Here is a 17,642-nt window from a genome sequence, read left to right as displayed (position 1 = left end):
CGCAAGGGGCAGGGGATCCTTGTGTTTCATGCTGGTTTCTATGTAAGCGCTGCTAGCACCAGTCGATCCCTGGCATGCTCTCCAGGTAAGCGGCGGCCTCAGGTGTGACGGCTCCTACCTGGACCTCACTGCGACCAGAAACATCTTCCATCGGGGCCCCATCGCTGATTGCTGGCCCTATCTCGGCGACGACGTCCCGCCCCATGAAAAGCCGATGACCTGAGTCAGGCCAATTCCATGCCCCGATAGCTACCTCCTCCATGGAGGCCACAATATCAGCGATGCGCACGTTCTGCACTGAGTCGCAAGAAATTGCATATGGCGCGTTATAGACAGCCTCACCAATCATGTTGTGAACGAGGAAGTCCGACAATGACTCCGGGATCTTCGCCCAATCTCCGTACAGGCGGCCCTCGTAAACATTCTTCGAATCATCTGCATCGAATCCCCAGATCGCGTCAGAGGGATCCGTCAAAAAGACCATTTTACCGTTGCGTAGTTTGATGTCGGTAGGTGCGACAAACCGCTTGACGCCCAGCAATGATACGGAGTACTTCGCCGCGAGGTCATACCAGGCGTGCAGTGGCGCGGGAAGGTGGTCGCAATCGGTTGCGCTATTTGCTGGCTGATCCGGCATTCCGTACCATTTGTTGGCGAATTGCGCAAGATCAATTGAGGCAAGGTCGATCATGTGGTGATTATTGCATAGATGGTCAGCGGTCGACGCCGTATCTGGTGATGGAGTCAATTCGGGCTGACTACCATACTCATCCACCGCTCCTCCCAGCATGGTCAATACCGTAGCTGCAGGCTCGAAAGCAATCTCGGTTGAGAGAGGGAGCACGGCTGCCGGGACTGGGTGTAGTGACCGCTGAGCGCTTTCAGCGTTGACGCTCCAGGGTGAGGATGGCAGCGGCGATGACCGTCATGCGGTTGGGGCTGCAGCGGGCTCTGCGGAAGACGCGTCAGGACTTCAGTCTGGCGATGCTCCGTTCGGCCGATGCTCGTGCCCCTGACAGGGTCCGGTTGATCGTCCGCTGGGTCGGGTTGAGGTCCTGTGCGTAGCCGTCTGGTCGGCGTGGTCACCCAAGAGTTGGCGTCGATGTAGGCGCGGTCGGCGAGGACGGGAATCCCTGCCATTCGCGGATCCGGATGATGCGGTGGGTGCGGGCCGCGGTCAGGTCGTGGGTGCGGCCGGGCAGTGCGGGCGAGATTCACAGCGGTTTGCCCTGACCGGCCTGTTCCGGCCGCCCCATGGCGCGACCGTCCGCCTCGTTCTAGCCGCTGCGGACGGCGACGTCCTGGACCGGGTCATTGGGTGCTTCCTCCGGGAATGTCAGGCGTCGGCCGCCGGTCGCAGGCTCATCGCCGTCGATGGCAAGACACTCTGCGGCGCCTGCACCCGGCACAAATCCGCCACCGCCCTGATCGCCGCATGACCCACGGCGGACAGGTCCTGACCCAAGGGCAGGTCGACGGCAAGAGCAACGAGATCCTGGCCTCCGCCCCGCTCCTGGACGACGTCGATCTGACCGACGTGGTGATCACCGTCGACGCCCTGCACACCCAGCACGGCCACGCCTCCTAGCTGCACGGACGCGCAGCTCACTACCTGACCGTCGTCAAGCGGGACCACCCCGGACTCCATGAGCGGGTCCGCCGCCTTCCCGGCGCGATATCCGCCTGGACCACGTCGAGCGCGCCCGGACCCGTCACCGCGACGATATCCGCCGGCTGAAGACCGCCGCGTTTGCCCACATCGACTATCCCCACGTCCGTCAGACCCTCCAAGTCGTGCGCTGGAAACGGGATCTGGGCGTCGGCAGGCTGACGAGCGAGCGGATCTACCTGGTCACGAGCCTGCCGCCCGGCGCGGCCACCGGAAGTGAACTCGCCGCCTGGATCCGCGGGCAGTGGCTCATCGAGAACCAGCTCCACCAAGTCCGGGACCGCACCTTCCGCGAGGACGCCTCCAAGGTCCGTACCCGGCACCTACCCCGTGTCATGGCTGGCTTGCGCAACCCTGTCATCGGCGTCCACCGCCAAGACGGCCACACCAACATCGCCGCCGCCCTCCGCCGCACCGCCTCGACCGCCTGCGGCCCCTCACCCCCCCTCGGACTGACCTGACGAACCCGGACACAAGACCACTTCTCAGAGACCCTGGGGTGACGGGGCAGGTTCCCGCAAGTGTGCTCAGCGGTGAGGTAACGGCTACGCCCAAGAACGGCGAGGACCCCTCGATACGATCCGAGTCCTGAAGATCGCCAAGGACTCTGCCGTCAAAGCACGCGTCCAGGCCGGGAACCAGCTCAAGGCCGTCCTCGTCAACGCCCCCGCGGGGGTGTGTGTGACCCCTTGGAGGGCTCGGCCGTGCCGCAGCTTCTCGCCCCGGTGCAGCGCGCTCGCACAGGACGGGCTCGGGGCTGTCGAGTCGGCCGTTGTCCACACCCTGCGCCGACTGGCACGGCGCATCCAGTACCTCGTCGCGGAGATTAAGGATGCCCTGGAGCAGATGACCGGCCTGATCGAGCAGGCGGTGCCGGCTTTGCCGCAGTTCCAGTGCATCAGGCCGGACTCGGCGTCCGCCTCGCTCATCGCGGCCGGGGACAACCCCGACCGGCTGAGGGGTGAGGCGTCCTTTGCTGCCTTGTGCGGGGCCAGCCCCGTCGAGGCGTCTCCCGGAAAGACCATCCGCCGCCGACTCAACCGCGGCGGAAACCAGCAGGCCAATCCAGTCCTGTTTCGAGCGGTGCTCTCCCGCCTGCGCTGGGATTTTGCCACCCAGGAGTACCTCAAGCGCCGGACCGCTGAGGGCCTGTCCAAACTGGAGATCATCCGCCGCCTGAAGCGCTGCCTCACCCGAAGTCTAGAAAATCCTCCGCGCCAGCTTTCCTACCAGCGGCCACTTGCCATCCAAAGGGGCATCGCTCGACCTGCCCCATAATCGTCACCTGTGAAGGTGGCCGCCTGCAAGCTGCCCCCGCGCCAGCGGGCTCTCATCGGCCTGATCGGTCGTGGCAAGCGCGCGGCGATCTTCAAGTAGCGATCTCCCGCTCCTTCTCGCCCCGCCGCCCGCTCACCTCGAACCACAGCAGCTTTCCGGCACCCCGTTCCAGGGGGTTGTCGCCGAGGGGCCAGCCGCCCCAGGAGTCGGCGTACTGCTGTACGAGGTGCAGGCCGCGCCCTCCTTCGGCTTCCGCCGGCACGCGCGGGACGCGGTCCCAGGGCGGCTCGCCGAAGGGTGCGGGGATGCGGGGGTGGCTGTCCCACACCCCGACCCGCAACCGGCCGTCCGCCAGTGCGGTCAGCCGAAGGGAAGCGGGGCCGCTGGTGTGCCGGTAGGCGTTGGTGACCAGTTCGGACGTCAGCAACTCGACGGCCTCCAGTGCCTCCTGTCTGCCGTGGCTGTGCAGCGCGGCCCTTACGGTCATGCGTGCGACGCGTGCCGCGCGCGGATCATGGGGCAGGCGAAGGGCGTACACCCAGGTGGCGGGCAGGGATACGGTGCCCATGGAAACCTCCGCAGGTAGAAGGGATCGGCTCGCTCAACGACTCCGCCGGGCGGTGGCTTGCCTGAGCAGGTGCACTTCCGGCTTGTCAGCGGCAGGAGTTGAGCGGTACGTGACTACCGTAGGGCGGATGGTTAGATGCATCTAACGAAATCGATGGAATGCATCCATTCTTCACTCGTGTGAGGGAGCGGAGCGCCGCATCGCGGCCGGGAAGGAGACGTCGTGCCGCCCACCAACAGCCCCACTCTCCGGCAGCGACGGCTGGGTGCGGAGCTGCGCAAACTCCGCGAGCGAGCCGGACTCACCGCCACGGCTGCGGGCGAGCTCCTGGGCGTCAACCAAGCGCGTGTCAGCATGATCGAAACCGGTCGCACACCCGTCAGCGCCGACCGGCTGCGCACCATGGCGCACGCCTACGACTGTTCCGACGATGCCCTCATCGACGCACTCGCCTCGATGACAGGACGACGCACCCGTGGCTGGTGGGAGGAATACCGGGACCACGTGCCCGTCGCACTGGTCGATCTGGCCGAGTTGGAGCACCACGCCTCCGCGCTGCGTGTGGCGTTGCTGATCCACATCCCGGCGCTGCTCCAGACGACCGACCATGCCCGCGCCCTTTTCCGGGCGGTGGTGCCGCCCATGCACCAGTACCAGATCGAGCATCGCCTCACACATCGCATCAAGCGGCAAAGCGTCCTGCACCGGACGGACCCGCCCCCGTACACGGCGATCATTCATGAGGCGGCGCTCCGCATGGACTTCGGCGGCCCTGTAGTGGCCCGTGGCCAGCTCGAGCACCTGCTTGAGATGAGCGAACTGCCCCACGTCGATGTCCGGGTGATTCCCTTCGGGGCGGACCACTTCCCCACCACGGGCCAGTCCTTCGACTACGTCGTGGGCCCCGTCCCGCAACTGGACACCGTTCAACTGGACTCACATCACGGAGCCTGTGAATTCCTCGACGCCGAGGGTCAGTTGAGCAAGTACCGGGCCGTACTGGATCGTATGGAGTCCTGCGCGCTCACACCCGCCATGACGCGCGACTTCATCCGGCAACGTATCCAGGACATGTGAGAGGGAGATCGTGCAGGCAATCCACTGGCAGAGGTCCAGTCACAGCGGCGACGGTTCGAACTGCGTAGAGATAGCCACCACCCCCTCCGTCATACACGTCCGCGACTCCAAGCGCCCCACCGCCCCGCATCTCACCCTCACCCCCACCACCTGGACGGCGTTCCTGCCCTATGCCGCCCAAGCTCGGAGGCGCGGCGCGCGGCCGTGACCTCTCAGTCCGTCCCCGCGCCGGGTGAGAGCAACGTTCCTTCGCGGTCACCCGGTGCCACAGGGCGGAAACGCGCTCTCCCTACCTTCGGGAACCACCGAGCCCGAAGCGCACCGTGGAGGCGTCATGACAGCACCGAGCAGGGGCGGCCGCTGGATCCGGCACTGGGATCCGGAGAACGAGACCTTCTGGGACGAGACCGGGGAGAGGACCGCCAAGCGCAACCTCTTCTTCTCCGTGCTGTCCGAGCACATCGGGTTCTCCGTGTGGACCCTGTGGTCCGTGCTGGTGCTGTTCATGGGCCCGGAGTACGGGCTGACCCCCGCCGACAAGTTCCTGCTCACCTCGATGGTGACGCTGGTCGGGGCCGTCGCCCGGGTCCCCTACACCTTCGCCGTCGCGGTCTTCGGCGGCCGCAACTGGACCGTCGTCTCGGCCGGCCTGCTGCTCGTCCCGACCATCGCCGCCTTCGCCGTCATGGAGCCGGGGACCTCCTTCTCCACCTTCCTCCTTGTCGGCCTGCTGGCCGGTGTCGGCGGCGGCAACTTCGCCTCCTCCATGACCAACATCAACGCCTTCTTCCCGCTGAGGAAGAAGGGCTGGGCGCTCGGGCTCAACGCGGGCGGCGGCAACATCGGCGTGCCGGTCATCCAGCTGGCCGCGCTCGCGATCATCGGCGCGGGCGGCGGGCCGCGGGTGCTGCTGGGGATCTACATCCCGCTGATCGTCGTCGCCGCCGTCCTCGCCGCCCGCTTCATGGACAACATCGAGAACGTCAGGAACGACACCGGCGCCGCCCGGGACGCCGCGAAGGACCCGCACACCTGGATCATGTCCTTCCTCTACATCGGCACCTTCGGGTCGTTCATCGGCTACTCCTTCGCCTTCGGGCAGGTGCTCACCAACCAGTTCGGCCGCACCCCGCTGCAGGCCGCCTACGTCACCTTCATCGGCCCGCTGCTCGGCTCGCTCATCCGGCCGGTGGGCGGCCGGCTCGCCGACCGGTACGGCGGCGCGCGGATCACCCTGTACAACTTCGTCGCCATGGGCGCCGCGACAGCGGTGCTGATCGTCGCCTCGACGGAGAAGTCGCCGGCGCTGTTCACCGTCGCGTTCGTGGTCCTGTTCGTGCTCACCGGTCTCGGCAACGGCTCCACGTACAAGATGATCCCCGGCATCTTCCAGGCCAAGGCCCTCGCCGAGGGGCTGGTGGGCGAGGCGGCGGCCGCGTACGGGCGGCGGCTGTCCGGGGCGTCCATGGGGCTCATCGGCGCGGTCGGCGCGCTCGGCGGCGTCGGCATCAACCTCGCCTTTCGCCAGTCCTTCCTCTCCTACGGCTCCGGCACCGGCGCGTTCGTCGCCTTCCTGGCCTGCTACGCCCTCTGCTTCGCGGTCACCTGGGCCGTATACCTTCGGCGTTCGGGCGCCGAGACGCCCTCCACGGCTGCCACGGAGACGAAGCCGCAGCTCAGCTATGCGGAGGTGTGACGTAACACCGGCGACATGAGGCCGAACCGAGCCTGTCACGCGCCGTTGACAGGCTCGTTCGGCATGCGGGATCCGCGACCATCGCCTGCACGACGACTCGAGTTCGGGACGAGAGCCATGTACGACGAACAGCAGCGACCGGACCACGGCCCCCTGGCGGGCTTCACCGTGGGTGTGACGGCCGCGCGCCGCGCCGACGAACTGGGGGCGCTGCTGCGGCGCCGGGGAGCCGCCGTCCTGCACGCGCCCGCCCTGCGCATCGTGCCGCTCGCCGACGACGGCGAACTGCTGGCGGCGACAAAGGATCTGATCGACCGGTCGCCGGACGTCGTGGTGGCCACCACCGCGATCGGCTTCCGCGGCTGGGTGGAGGCCGCCGAGGGCTGGGGCCTGGGCGAGCCGCTCCTGCGGCGGCTGCGCGAGGTCGAACTGCTCGCCCGCGGGCCCAAGGTGAAGGGCGCCGTCCGCGCGGCCGGGCTGACCGAGGAGTGGTCGCCGTCCAGCGAGTCCATGGCGGAGGTGCTCGACCGGCTGCTGGAGGAGGGGGTCGACGGGCGCCGCGTCGCCGTGCAGCTGCACGGCGAGCCGCTGCCAGGCTTCGTGGAGTCGCTGCGAGCCGGGGGAGCGGAGGTGGTCGGGGTGCCGGTGTACCGGTGGATGCCGCCGGAGGACATCGGGCCGGTGGACCGGCTGCTGGACGTCACCGTCTCCCGCGGCCTCGACGCGCTCACCTTCACCAGCGCCCCGGCGGCGGCCTCGCTGCTGTCGCGGGCCGAGGAGCGCGGGCTGCTGACGGAGCTGACCGACGCCCTCCACCACGACGTGCTGCCGGCCTGCGTCGGCCCGGTCACCGCGCTGCCGTTGCAGTCCCGCGGCATCGACACCGTCCAGCCGGAGCGGTTCCGGCTCGGCCCGCTGGTGCAGCTGCTGTGCCAGGAACTTCCCGGCCGGGCAAGGGCGTTGCCGGTCGCCGGGCACCGGGTGGAGATCCGCGGGCACGCGGTGCTGGTGGACGGCGAGCTGAGGCCGGTGCCGCCGGCCGGGATGTCGCTGCTGCGGGCGCTGTCCCGGCGGCCGGGGTGGGTGGTGGCGCGGTCCGAGCTGCTGCGGGCGTTGCCGGGCGCCGGGCGCGACGAACACGCGGTGGAGACGGCGATGGCCCGGCTCCGGACGGCACTCGGCGCCCCGAAGCTGATCCAGACGGTGGTGAAGCGGGGCTACCGGCTGGCGCTGGACCCGGCCGCGGACGCGAAGTACGCCGACGCGTGAGTCCCGCCGGGCTGTCGCCCCGGGCGGCCCCGGGCGGCCCCGGTCGTTCTCGGCGGTCCCTCGCCGGTACGAGGGGTTCCGGCGCTGTGAAGGGAGGGGCACTGTAGGAGGGAGACGGTTTCCCGGCCCCTTCACTGGCGTCCACCGGCCCCCGCGCGGCCGGGGTGACCCCGAGGCGGTGACAGGCACATGGCACTGGGTACGGCCACGGCCCCGTACGAACTGCGGTTCGGCGCCGGGCGGATCTGCCTCGATCTGCTCGCCACCACCCATCCCGAGGAACGGTTCGACTCCCTCGACGCGTTGCGCGCCTGGATCGCCGGAGCGGGACTGGTGCCGGACGGCACGCCGTTGGCGCACGCCGACGGCGGCTGGCTGACCGCCTTCCGTGAACTGCGGGACGAGCTGAGCCGGTTGGTGCGGGCCGGTCTGGCGCCCGAGCCCCGTCCGGCGCCCGGCGCCGCGCTCGGCCGGGTCAACGAGATCGCGCGTACGGCGCCCCCGGCCCCGCGCGCCGTGCCGGACCGGGACGGCTCGCTCGTACGGGAGTTGGACGGGCCGCCCGAGTGCGCGCAACTGCTCGGCGCGGTCGCCCGGGATGCCGTGGAGCTGCTGACGGACCCCGTCGCGCGGGCCCGGCTGCGGCAGTGCGAGGGCGACAACTGCCCGATCGTCTACCTGGATTCGTCACGGGGCCGCCGGAGGCGCTGGTGCTCCAGCGAGGTCTGCGGGAACCGCGAGCGGGTGGCCCGGCACCGGCGGCGCGCGGCGCTCACCCGCTCCTGACCGCCCCTGGGCGGGACTCCTGACCGGTCGTTATGCGGTTTCTGCGCTGCGGCTGTTGATGTGACGTCTGTTACATCGCGTTTACCTGGGCGGTCGTGGGGCCGCCCGGCCCCGTCGGCTCGACCCCTGTCGGTGTGGCGGAAATGTGAAGGTCGAGCGGCGAGAATGTGCTCGGTTGTCCCTCTCGTCACATCACCCGCCAGAAAACCGTCGCTTCTCTTTGAACGGGCCGCGCGGTCCCTGCGTACCCGTGCACGAGCGACCGACTGGGGGAACCCCCGGACACCGGAGGTGGGCGTGCGCAAGGATGCGGCCGTGGCCAATGAACGTGGATCGAGGGCCCGACATCGCATGTCCCAGCCCTCAGAACCTGACGAGGAGCTGATGCGTGCCCTCTACCGGGAGCACGCCGGACCCTTGCTCGCATACGTGCTGCGCCTGGTCGCCGGAGACCGGCAGCGCGCCGAGGACGTGGTCCAGGAAACGCTCATCCGTGCCTGGAAGAACGCCGGTCAGCTCAACCGGGCGACCGGATCGGTACGCCCCTGGCTGGTGACGGTCGCACGGCGCATCGTCATCGACGGCCACCGCAGCCGGCAGGCCCGGCCGCAGGAGGTCGATCCGTCGCCGCTGGAGGTCATCCCCGCGGAGGACGAGATCGACAAGGCGCTGTGGCTGATGACGTTGTCCGACGCGCTCGACGACCTGACCCCGGCCCACCGGGAAGTGCTCGTCGAGACGTACTTCAAGGGGCGTACCGTCAATGAGGCGGCCGAGACGCTGGGCATACCGAGCGGCACGGTCCGGTCCCGGGTGTTCTACGCCCTGCGTTCGATGAAGCTGGCGCTGGAGGAGCGGGGGGTGACGGCGTGATGAGTGTTTACGGGGGATTCGGAGCGAACGGTACGGGTATGTCTGGCCCTATGCAGGGATCTCCGGTGCCGAACGAGCATGAGACGGTCGGCGCCTACGCCCTCGGCATCCTCGACGACGCCGAGGCGACCGCCTTCGAGGCCCACCTCGCCGGCTGCGAATGGTGCGCCCAGCAACTCGACGAACTCGCCGGGATGGAGCCGATGCTGGCCGCCCTCGCGGACCTGCCGGGCTCCGGCTCACCCGCGATCGGCGAGTCGCTGTCCGCCAAGCCCAGCCCACGGCTCGCGGAGAAGCTGGTCGACGAGGTCGTGGTGCGCCGCAGGACCAGGACCCGGCGCAACCTCTTCGCGCTCGCCGCGTCGGTCGCGCTGATCGCCGGAGGCCCGCTCGCGGTGCTCGCGGCCACCGGAGACTCGGACGACACCGGCACCCAGGCCGCGGGACCCGCCCAGGCGGCCTTCCAGTCCATGGGCGACCGGGTCTCGGCGACCGACCCGGGCACGCACGTCAGCGCCACGGTCGCGATGGAGAAGAAGGACTGGGGCACCCACGCCGTCCTGCAGCTGAAGAACGTCAAGGGACCGCTCAAGTGCTCCCTGATCGCCGTCGGCAAGAACGGCGAGCGTGAGACGGTGACCTCCTGGTCCGTCCCCAACTGGGGGTACGGCATCCAGGACGCCAAAACGGAGCAGTCCCGCAACCCGCTCTACGTCCACGGCGGCGCGGCCTTCACCCCCAACCAGATCGACCACTTCGAGGTCATGACCTTCGACGGCAAGAAGCTCGTCGCGGTCGACGCGTAGCGCCTGTCCGGCGGACCGGGCGGCGGGCACGCGGTGCGCCTGCCTGTCGGCCGTCGGCGGTGCCGTGCGGTGCCGCCTGCCCGCCGTGGACGGTGCCGTGCGGTGCCGCCCGTCCGCCGCGGACGGTGCGCGCCGCGATTGGGGGAGGGCGGCGCCTGCCTGCCTGTCGGCCGTCGGCGGTGCCGTGCGGTGCCGCCTGCCCGCCGTGGACGGGGCCGCGCGGTGCCGCCCGTCCGCCGCGGACGGTGCGCGCCGTGGTCGAGGGAGGGCAGCGGCGCCTGCCCGCCGCAGACGGTGCCACGCGGCGCCGCCTGCCCGCCCGCCGCCGACGGCGCGCCGTGGCCGGGGGAGGGCAGCGGCGCCTCGCGGCCCAGGGCGAGCGCGGGGAGCCGGCGGCCGACGATGCCACCTCCCCGTAGCTTCCACCGCCCCCCTTCGCGTACGGTTGACGGCTGCCCAGCACGTCAGAAGGGGGCCCGGTGGCCGCTCAGGCTCAAGAATCCGCGGTCGGCTCGGTTCACGACTCCGCCCACGACTCGGTGCGTGACCGAGAGATCGACATCGAACAGGAACACCTGGACCGGGTGTACCGGCGCCTCGAGGAGAAGATCCACGAGGCCGAGTTCCTGATGAACGACGCGGCCAAGCGCGGCCAGGTGGGCACCCCCGGCGCGCTCGCCGAGCGGGACGCCCAGGTCTTCCGGGCGGGGATCCACCTCAACCGGCTCAACAGCGAGTTCGAGGACTTCCTCTTCGGACGCATCGACCTGCTGCCCGGCAAGGACGGCAAGAAGGGCCCCGACGGCGCCTACACCGCCGTCGAGCCCGCCGAGGGCGCGGTGCGGGCCGACAACACCGCCGACATCGCCGAGACCCTGCGCATCGGCCGCATCGGCGTCCTCGACCAGGACTACTCCCCGCTGGTCATCGACTGGCGGGCCCCGGCCGCGGCCCCCTTCTACCGCTCCACCCCGGTCGACCCGGGGCGGGTCGTCCGGCGCCGCGTGATCCGTTCCAAGGGCCGCAAGGTGCTCGGCGTCGAGGACGACCTCATGCGCCCCGAGCTGACGGCCTTCCTCGACGGCCGCGAGCTGCCCGTGATCGGCGACGGCGCCCTCATGGCCGCCCTCGGCCGGGCCCGCAGCCACACCATGCGGGACATCGTCGCCTCCATCCAGGCCGAGCAGGACCTGGTCATCCGCGCCCCCGCCGCCTCCGTCACCTACGTCGAGGGCGGCCCCGGCACCGGCAAGACGGCCGTCGCCCTGCACCGCGCCGCCTACCTCCTCTACCAGGACCGGCGCCGCTACGCGGGCGGCATCCTGATCGTCTCCCCGACCCCGCTGCTGGTGGCGTACACCGAGGGCGTGCTGCCCTCCCTCGGCGAGGAGGGCCAGGTCGCCATCCGCGCGGTCGGCTCGCTCGTCGACGGCGCCGAGGCCACCCTGTACGACTCCCCGGCCGTGGCCCGCGCCAAGGGCTCCTCCCGCATGCTCAGGGTGCTGCGCAAGGCCGCGCGCGGAGCCCTGGAGCTCAACGGTTCGCCGGACCGGCTCCGGGTGGTCGCCTTCGGCCGCCGGCTGGAGCTGGAGGCCGCGGAGCTCGACCACGTCCGGCGCACCGCCCTCGGCGGCACCGCCCCCGTCAACCTGCTGCGCCCGCGCGCCCGCCGGCTGCTGCTGGACGCGCTGTGGGCGCGGTCCGGCGCCGGCAGCCGGCAGACCGACCCCGAGCTGGCCGCCGAGCTGCGTTCCTCCTTCGACGAGGACATCACCTCCGAGGACTCCTTCACCGAGTTCCTCGACGCCTGGTGGCCGGAGCTGACGCCGGGGGACGTGCTGGCGGCGATGGCGGACGAGAGGCGGCTCGGCCGCTGGGCCAGACGCGTCCTCAACCCCGGCGAGGTCCGCAGGGTCGCCCGTTCGCTCCGGCGCGAGGGCCACACCGCGCACGACATCGCCCTGCTGGACGAGCTGCACGCGATCCTCGGCGTGCCGGCCCGCCCGAAGCGCCGGCGCGAGCTGGACCCGCTGGACCAGCTGACCGGTCTCGAGGAGCTGATGCCGGTCCGCGAGGAGTCGCAGCGCGAGCGGGCCGAGCGGCTGGCGCAGGAGCGCACCGAGTACGCGCACGTCATCGTCGACGAGGCCCAGGACCTCACGCCGATGCAGTGGCGCATGGTCGGCCGCCGCGGCCGGCACGCCACCTGGACGGTCGTCGGCGACCCGGCGCAGTCGTCCTGGTCGGACGTCGACGAGGCCGCCGAGGCCCGCGACGAGGCCCTCGGCACCCGTCCGCGCCGCCGCTTCCGGCTCACCGTGAACTACCGCAACCCCTCCGAGATCGCCGAGCTGGCGGCCAAGGTGCTGGCCCTCGCCATGCCGGGGACGGAGGCCCCGTCCGCCGTCCGCTCCACGGGCGTGCGGCCCCGCTTCACCGTGGCGGGCGAGTCGCTGGGCGAGACGGTCCGCGCGGAGGCCGCCCGGCTGCTGGACCTCGTCGACGGCACGGTGGGCGTCGTGGTCGCCATGAACCGGCGCGCGGAGGCGGCCCGCTGGCTGACAGGACTGGGTGACCGGGTGGTGCCGCTCGGCAGCCTGGAGGCCAAGGGCCTGGAGTACGACGCGACGGTCGTCGTCTCCCCGGCCGAGATCGCCGACGAGTCGCCGGCCGGCCTGCGGGTGCTGTACGTCGCCCTGACCCGGGCGACCCAGCAGCTGACCGTCGTATCGGGCGAGCGGGACGAGCCGGACGCGTCCGGCATCCCGGACCTGCTGAGGGACTGAGGACCCGCCGACCGACCGAGAGGTCCCGGTCAGCCGGGGGGCTGAGGACCCGCCGACCGGCCGAGAGGTCCCGGTCAGCCGGGGGGCTGAGGACCCGCCGACCGGCCGAGAGGTCCCGGCCCGCCGGGGGACTGAGGACCCGCCGACCGGCCGAGAGGTCCCGGTCAGCCGGGGGAGTGACAGGTCCGCCGGGGGACTGAGGCAAGGAACTCGCCGTACGGGAATGGCCATCCGGGATCCGTGCGTTAGCCTGGGTGTGGCACCGGCCCGATCCAAGCCCCCGGGCCCAACCTTTGTCGCCACGAGCGACCACTTGCCGCGAGGCGAGCATGGCGGGTCGGTGTCACAGACCACGGAAGAGGTCCGCGTCCACTCCGGCGCGGACCTCTTCGCGTTCTCCCGTTCCCCCGCCCCGGCAGGGGGACCCGCTGTGAACAAAACGTCCGCAATCCCGTCCCGCTAACGCCTACCCGGCAGTAGGTGCGACGATCGGACGGCATACAGCGTCACCCGGTGAAAGCAGAGGAAGTCGGTCATGGCAACGGCGCCCAGCGTCTCCTACTCGATGACGGTCCGGCTGGAGGTGCCCGCGAGCGGAACCGCCGTCTCGCAGCTCACCACCGCCGTGGAGTCTTCCGGAGGCTCGGTGACCGGCCTCGACGTGACCGCGTCCGGCCACGAGAAGCTGCGCATCGACGTCACCATCGCGGCCACCTCCACCGCGCACGCCGAGGAGATCGTCGAGGAACTGCGCGGCATCGAGGGCGTCACGCTCGGCAAGGTCTCGGACCGTACCTTCCTGATGCACCTCGGCGGCAAGATCGAGATGGCGTCGAAGCACCCGATCCGCAACCGCGACGACCTGTCCATGATCTACACGCCCGGCGTGGCCCGCGTCTGCATGGCCATCGCCGAGAACCCCGAGGACGCCCGCCGGCTGACCATCAAGCGCAACTCCGTTGCGGTCGTGACCGACGGCTCCGCCGTGCTGGGCCTGGGCAACATCGGCCCGAAGGCCGCGCTGCCGGTCATGGAGGGCAAGGCCGCCCTCTTCAAGCGGTTCGCCGGCATCGACGCCTGGCCGATCTGCCTCGACACCCAGGACTCCGACGCGATCGTCGAGATCGTGAAGGCCATCGCCCCGGGCTTCGCCGGCATCAACCTCGAGGACATCTCCGCCCCGCGCTGCTTCGAGATCGAGGCCCGGCTGCGCGAGGCCCTCGACATCCCCGTCTTCCACGACGACCAGCACGGCACCGCGATCGTCGTCCTCGCCGCGCTGAAGAACGCGCTGCGCTGCACCGGCAAGGCGATCGAGGCCATCCGGGTCGTGATGTCCGGCGCCGGCGCGGCCGGCACGGCCATCCTGAAGCTGCTGCTCGCCGCGGGCGTGAAGAACGCCGTCGTCGCCGACATCCACGGCGTCGTGCACGCCGGCCGCGAGGACCTGGTCCGGGCCGCCGCCGACTCGCCGCTGCGCTGGATCGCCGACAACACCAACCCCGAGGGCCTGACCGGCACCCTGAAGGAAGCGGTGCGCGGCGCCGACGTGTTCATCGGCGTCTCCGCCCCGAACGTCCTCGACGGCGGCGACGTGGCCGCGATGGCCGACGACGCGATCGTGTTCGCGCTCGCGAACCCGGACCCCGAGATCGACCCGGCGGTCGCCCGGCAGACCGCGGCCGTCGTGGCCACCGGACGCTCCGACTTCCCCAACCAGATCAACAACGTGCTGGTCTTCCCGGGCGTCTTCCGCGGCCTGCTCGACGCCCAGTCCCGCACGGTCAACACGGAGATGATGCTGGCGGCCGCGACCGCGCTGGCGGAGGTGGTGACCGAGGACGAGCTGAACCCCAACTACATCATTCCGAGCGTCTTCAACGACAAGGTCGCGGGTGCCGTGGCCGGCGCGGTGCGGGAGGCGGCGAGGGCGGCGTCCGCCGTGTCGTAGGCCTGCCGTACGGTCCCGGAGCTGTGAGTATCGCCACCCCCGTGGTGCCCCGGCGCGTCGGGGAACCGGGGCCCGACGGCCGCACTCTAGGGTTGCGGGCACGCGCGAGCCTCTCCGTGTGACTCCCCAGGGTGGTTGCACGACTCCTACGGGTGCCCGGATTGGCTTTCCCGCCGCAGGTAGGGGCAGGATGCGTCCCTGGGCGCGAGCGCATCGACTTTCACAGCGCCTGACATGCGGCTCCGCCGCGTGGCACGCCTCAACGGCAAGAAGAACACGGGAGTAACAACATGAACCGCAGTGAGCTGGTGGCCGCGCTGGCCGACCGTGCCGAGGTGACCCGCAAGGACGCCGACGCCGTTCTGGCCGCGTTCGCCGAGACCGTCGGCGAGATCGTCGCCAAGGGCGACGAGAAGGTCACCATCCCCGGCTTCCTGACCTTCGAGCGCACCCACCGTGCCGCTCGCACCGCGCGCAACCCGCAGACCGGCGACCCGATCCAGATCCCGGCCGGTTACAGCGTGAAGGTCTCCGCGGGCTCCAAGCTCAAGGAAGCCGCCAAGGGCAAGTAGCAACCCCGCCGGCGCGTCCCGGAACGACGCGCCAGGCTCTGTCGACGCCAATGGGGCGGCCACCCGGTGAGGTGGCCGCCCCATCGTCCGTGTCGTCGGCCGTCCCGTCCCGGGCCGGCGGCGCCTAGCCGAGCGCCTTGCCCGGCAGCTCCACCTTCGCGCCCAGCTCGACGAGCTTCTCCATGAAGTTCTCGTAGCCGCGGTTGATCAGGTCGATGCCGTGGACGCGGGAGGTGCCCTGGGCCGCGAGCGCGGCGATCAGGTACGAGAACCCGCCGCGCAGGTCGGGGATGACCAGGTCGGCGCCCTGGAGCTTGGTGGGGCCGGAGACGACCGCGGAGTGCAGGAAGTTGCGCTGGCCGAAGCGGCAGTCGGAGCCGCCCAGGCACTCCCGGTAGAGCTGGATGTGGGCGCCCATCTGGTTGAGCGCGGAAGTGAAGCCGAGCCGGGACTCGTAGACCGTCTCGTGGACGATGGACAGGCCGGTCGCCTGGGTGAGGGCCACCACCAGCGGCTGCTGCCAGTCCGTCTGGAAGCCGGGGTGCACGTCCGTCTCCAGGGCGATGGACTTCAGCTGCCCGCCCGGGTGCCAGAAACGGATGCCCTCGTCGTCGATCTCGAAGGCGCCGCCCACCTTGCGGTAGGTGTTCAGGAACGTCATCATCGAGCGCTGCTGGGCGCCGCGGACGTAGATGTCGCCCTCGGTCGCGAGCGCCGCGGAGGCCCAGGAGGCGGCCTCCAGGCGGTCGGGCAGGGCGCCGTGGTTGTAGCCGCCGAGCCGGTCCACACCGGTGATGCGGATCGTGCGGTCGGTGTCCATCGCGATGATGGCGCCCATCTTCTGCAGGACGCAGATCAGGTCCTCGATCTCCGGCTCGACGGCGGCGTTCGACAGCACCGTCACGCCCTCGGCGAGGACGGCCGTCAGCAGCACCTGCTCGGTCGCGCCGACGGACGGGTACGGCAGCCGGATCTTCGTGCCGCGCAGCCGCTGCGGCGCCTCCAGGTACTGCCCGTCGGCCCGCTTCTCGATCTTCGCGCCGAACTGCCGCAGCACGTCGAAGTGGAAGTCGATGGGCCGGCCGCCGATGTCGCAGCCGCCGAGGCCGGGGATGAACGCGTGCCCGAGCCGGTGCAGCAGCGGACCGCAGAACAGGATCGGGATACGGCTCGACCCGGCGTGGGCATCGATGTCGGCCACGTTGGCGCTCTCGACGTGGGTCGGATCGAGCACCAGCTCGCCCGGCTCCTCACCCGGACGGACCGTCACCCCGTGCAGCTGCAGCAGGCCGCGTACGACACGCACGTCACGGATGTCCGGCACGTTGCGCAGTCGACTCGGTCCACTGCCCAGCAGGGCGGCGACCATGGCCTTCGGCACGAGGTTCTTCGCACCGCGGACACGGATCTCGCCCTCCAGCGGGGTTCCGCCGTGGACGAGCAGTACGTCGTCATTGCCGTTGACGGTCATGTATCTCGCGTTCCGATGAGTTGGGCAGGGCCAGAAGGGAAAGGGTAATCGCCGCCCACCCCCCTTCAGTAAGCCCGAGAACGGCCCAGCCTTGTCATAGCTGTGTCACAACACGAACGGTTCCCCGCCGGGCACGCGCGGTCACCGCCCCGTTCGTGCGCCCGGCGTGCTCCGAACCGTCCCGGGGTGCGCTCACCCCCTTACCCGCATTGCCTCCCCACTCCGGCGGAAGATGCGGGATCATGTCTGGCATGACCGAGGTGTCCTCGCTCACAGGGCGGCTGCTCGTGGCAACGCCCGCCCTGGCGGACCCGAACTTCGACCGTGCGGTGGTGCTCCTTCTCGACCACGACGAGGAGGGCTCCCTCGGCGTCGTCCTCAACCGTCCGACCCCGGTCGACGTGGGCGACATCCTGGAGGACTGGGCGGACCTCGCCGGCGAGCCCGGCGTCGTCTTCCAGGGCGGCCCGGTGTCGCTGGACTCGGCACTCGGCGTGGCCGTCATCCCGGGCGGGGCGGCCGGGGAGCGGGCCCCGCTCGGCTGGCGCCGGGTGCACGGCGCGATCGGCCTGGTCGACCTGGAGGCCCCGCCGGAGCTGCTCGCCTCGGCCCTCGGCTCCCTGCGCATCTTCGCCGGGTACGCCGGCTGGGGCCCGGGCCAGCTGGAGGACGAGCTGGCGGAGGGCGCCTGGTACGTCGTCGAGTCCGAGCCCGGCGACGTCTCCTCGCCCTCCCCGGAGCGGCTCTGGCGCGAGGTGCTGCGCCGCCAGCGCAGCGAACTGGCGATGGTGGCCACGTACCCGGACGACCCTTCGCTCAACTGATGGGTGTGAGCTTCAG

The 17,642-nt window shown here is 70.6% G+C and carries 17 protein-coding genes and 1 pseudogene; 14 read left to right on the top strand and 4 right to left on the bottom strand.

Annotated features, from left to right (window positions below):
* Positions 1 to 52: 52 nt before the first annotated feature.
* Positions 53 to 790 carry a hypothetical protein gene (locus VKA29_RS06180; RefSeq protein WP_324784155.1) on the bottom strand — a complete coding sequence of 246 codons (738 nt, stop codon included), beginning with the start codon at positions 788 to 790 and terminating at the stop codon, positions 53 to 55.
* A gap of 91 nt (positions 791 to 881) precedes the next feature.
* Positions 882 to 1,214 (bottom strand): annotated as a pseudogene (locus tag VKA29_RS06175) (transposase family protein); the annotation flags it as partial.
* Between the two features lie 221 nt (positions 1,215 to 1,435).
* Between VKA29_RS06175 and VKA29_RS06170 the strand changes: the two are divergent.
* The 3 genes from VKA29_RS06170 to VKA29_RS06160 all read left to right on the top strand — a co-directional run bounded on the left by VKA29_RS06170 (position 1,436) and on the right by VKA29_RS06160 (position 2,947).
* Complete coding sequence (locus VKA29_RS06170; RefSeq protein WP_324784154.1) at positions 1,436 to 1,588, top strand: hypothetical protein; 153 nt, start codon at positions 1,436 to 1,438, stop codon at positions 1,586 to 1,588.
* A 206-nt stretch (positions 1,589 to 1,794) separates the two neighbouring features.
* A complete protein-coding gene (locus VKA29_RS06165; RefSeq protein ID WP_324784153.1) occupies positions 1,795 to 2,130 on the top strand; it encodes a hypothetical protein in 336 nt (111 codons plus the stop codon).
* Between the two features lie 385 nt (positions 2,131 to 2,515).
* On the top strand, positions 2,516 to 2,947 hold the full coding sequence (locus VKA29_RS06160) for a transposase (RefSeq protein ID WP_324784152.1): 432 nt from the start codon (positions 2,516 to 2,518) through the stop codon (positions 2,945 to 2,947).
* A gap of 91 nt (positions 2,948 to 3,038) precedes the next feature.
* On the opposite strand, the gene VKA29_RS06155 is transcribed toward VKA29_RS06160, so the two are convergent.
* A complete protein-coding gene (locus VKA29_RS06155) occupies positions 3,039 to 3,515 on the bottom strand; it encodes an ATP-binding protein (RefSeq protein ID WP_324784151.1) in 477 nt (158 codons plus the stop codon).
* A gap of 222 nt (positions 3,516 to 3,737) precedes the next feature.
* Here VKA29_RS06155 and VKA29_RS06150 point away from each other — a divergent pair, with 222 nt between their 5' ends.
* The 10 genes from VKA29_RS06150 to VKA29_RS06105 all read left to right on the top strand — a co-directional run bounded on the left by VKA29_RS06150 (position 3,738) and on the right by VKA29_RS06105 (position 15,331).
* Complete coding sequence (locus VKA29_RS06150; RefSeq protein ID WP_324784150.1) at positions 3,738 to 4,592, top strand: helix-turn-helix transcriptional regulator; 855 nt, start codon at positions 3,738 to 3,740, stop codon at positions 4,590 to 4,592.
* Between the two features lie 10 nt (positions 4,593 to 4,602).
* A complete protein-coding gene (locus VKA29_RS06145; RefSeq protein WP_324784149.1) occupies positions 4,603 to 4,800 on the top strand; it encodes a DUF397 domain-containing protein in 198 nt (65 codons plus the stop codon).
* Between the two features lie 126 nt (positions 4,801 to 4,926).
* The gene (locus VKA29_RS06140; protein ID WP_324784148.1) at positions 4,927 to 6,288 is read left to right on the top strand and encodes a nitrate/nitrite transporter; all 1,362 of its coding nucleotides are present in this window, start codon (positions 4,927 to 4,929) and stop codon (positions 6,286 to 6,288) included.
* 117 nt (positions 6,289 to 6,405) lie between these two features.
* Complete coding sequence (locus VKA29_RS06135) at positions 6,406 to 7,557, top strand: uroporphyrinogen-III synthase (protein ID WP_324784147.1); 1,152 nt, start codon at positions 6,406 to 6,408, stop codon at positions 7,555 to 7,557.
* A 189-nt stretch (positions 7,558 to 7,746) separates the two neighbouring features.
* On the top strand, positions 7,747 to 8,343 hold the full coding sequence (locus tag VKA29_RS06130) for a CGNR zinc finger domain-containing protein (protein ID WP_324784146.1): 597 nt from the start codon (positions 7,747 to 7,749) through the stop codon (positions 8,341 to 8,343).
* 351 nt (positions 8,344 to 8,694) lie between these two features.
* Positions 8,695 to 9,216 (top strand): sigma-70 family RNA polymerase sigma factor, encoded by a 522-nt coding sequence (locus VKA29_RS06125; protein ID WP_010039908.1) that lies wholly within the window; start codon positions 8,695 to 8,697, stop codon positions 9,214 to 9,216.
* Entirely contained in the window at positions 9,216 to 10,022 is an 807-nt protein-coding gene (locus VKA29_RS06120; protein ID WP_420718442.1) for an anti-sigma factor family protein, read from the top strand. Before VKA29_RS06125 ends, VKA29_RS06120 begins: the two co-directional genes overlap by 1 nt.
* A 479-nt stretch (positions 10,023 to 10,501) precedes the next feature.
* Positions 10,502 to 12,808 (top strand): HelD family protein, encoded by a 2,307-nt coding sequence (locus VKA29_RS06115; RefSeq protein ID WP_324784144.1) that lies wholly within the window; start codon positions 10,502 to 10,504, stop codon positions 12,806 to 12,808.
* A gap of 535 nt (positions 12,809 to 13,343) precedes the next feature.
* Entirely contained in the window at positions 13,344 to 14,759 is a 1,416-nt protein-coding gene (locus VKA29_RS06110) for an NAD-dependent malic enzyme (protein WP_324784143.1), read from the top strand.
* A 290-nt stretch (positions 14,760 to 15,049) separates the two neighbouring features.
* Positions 15,050 to 15,331 (top strand): HU family DNA-binding protein, encoded by a 282-nt coding sequence (locus tag VKA29_RS06105; RefSeq protein WP_007382399.1) that lies wholly within the window; start codon positions 15,050 to 15,052, stop codon positions 15,329 to 15,331.
* 124 nt (positions 15,332 to 15,455) lie between these two features.
* Here the strand turns inward: VKA29_RS06105 and murA are convergent, their stop codons facing one another.
* Positions 15,456 to 16,802, bottom strand: a complete 1,347-nt coding sequence (murA, locus tag VKA29_RS06100) for a UDP-N-acetylglucosamine 1-carboxyvinyltransferase (RefSeq protein ID WP_324784142.1) — start codon at positions 16,800 to 16,802, stop codon at positions 15,456 to 15,458.
* 251 nt (positions 16,803 to 17,053) lie between these two features.
* Here murA and VKA29_RS06095 point away from each other — a divergent pair, with 251 nt between their 5' ends.
* Positions 17,054 to 17,626 carry a YqgE/AlgH family protein gene (locus VKA29_RS06095; protein WP_324784141.1) on the top strand — a complete coding sequence of 191 codons (573 nt, stop codon included), beginning with the start codon at positions 17,054 to 17,056 and terminating at the stop codon, positions 17,624 to 17,626.
* Positions 17,627 to 17,642 lie beyond the last annotated feature (16 nt).

This window comes from Streptomyces sp. H51, assembly GCF_035656535.1.
In the GTDB taxonomy this organism is placed as follows: Bacteria; Actinomycetota; Actinomycetes; order Streptomycetales; family Streptomycetaceae; genus Streptomyces.
The sequence above is the reverse complement of the archived record's forward strand: the minus strand, read 5'-3'. Positions and strand labels throughout refer to the sequence as shown.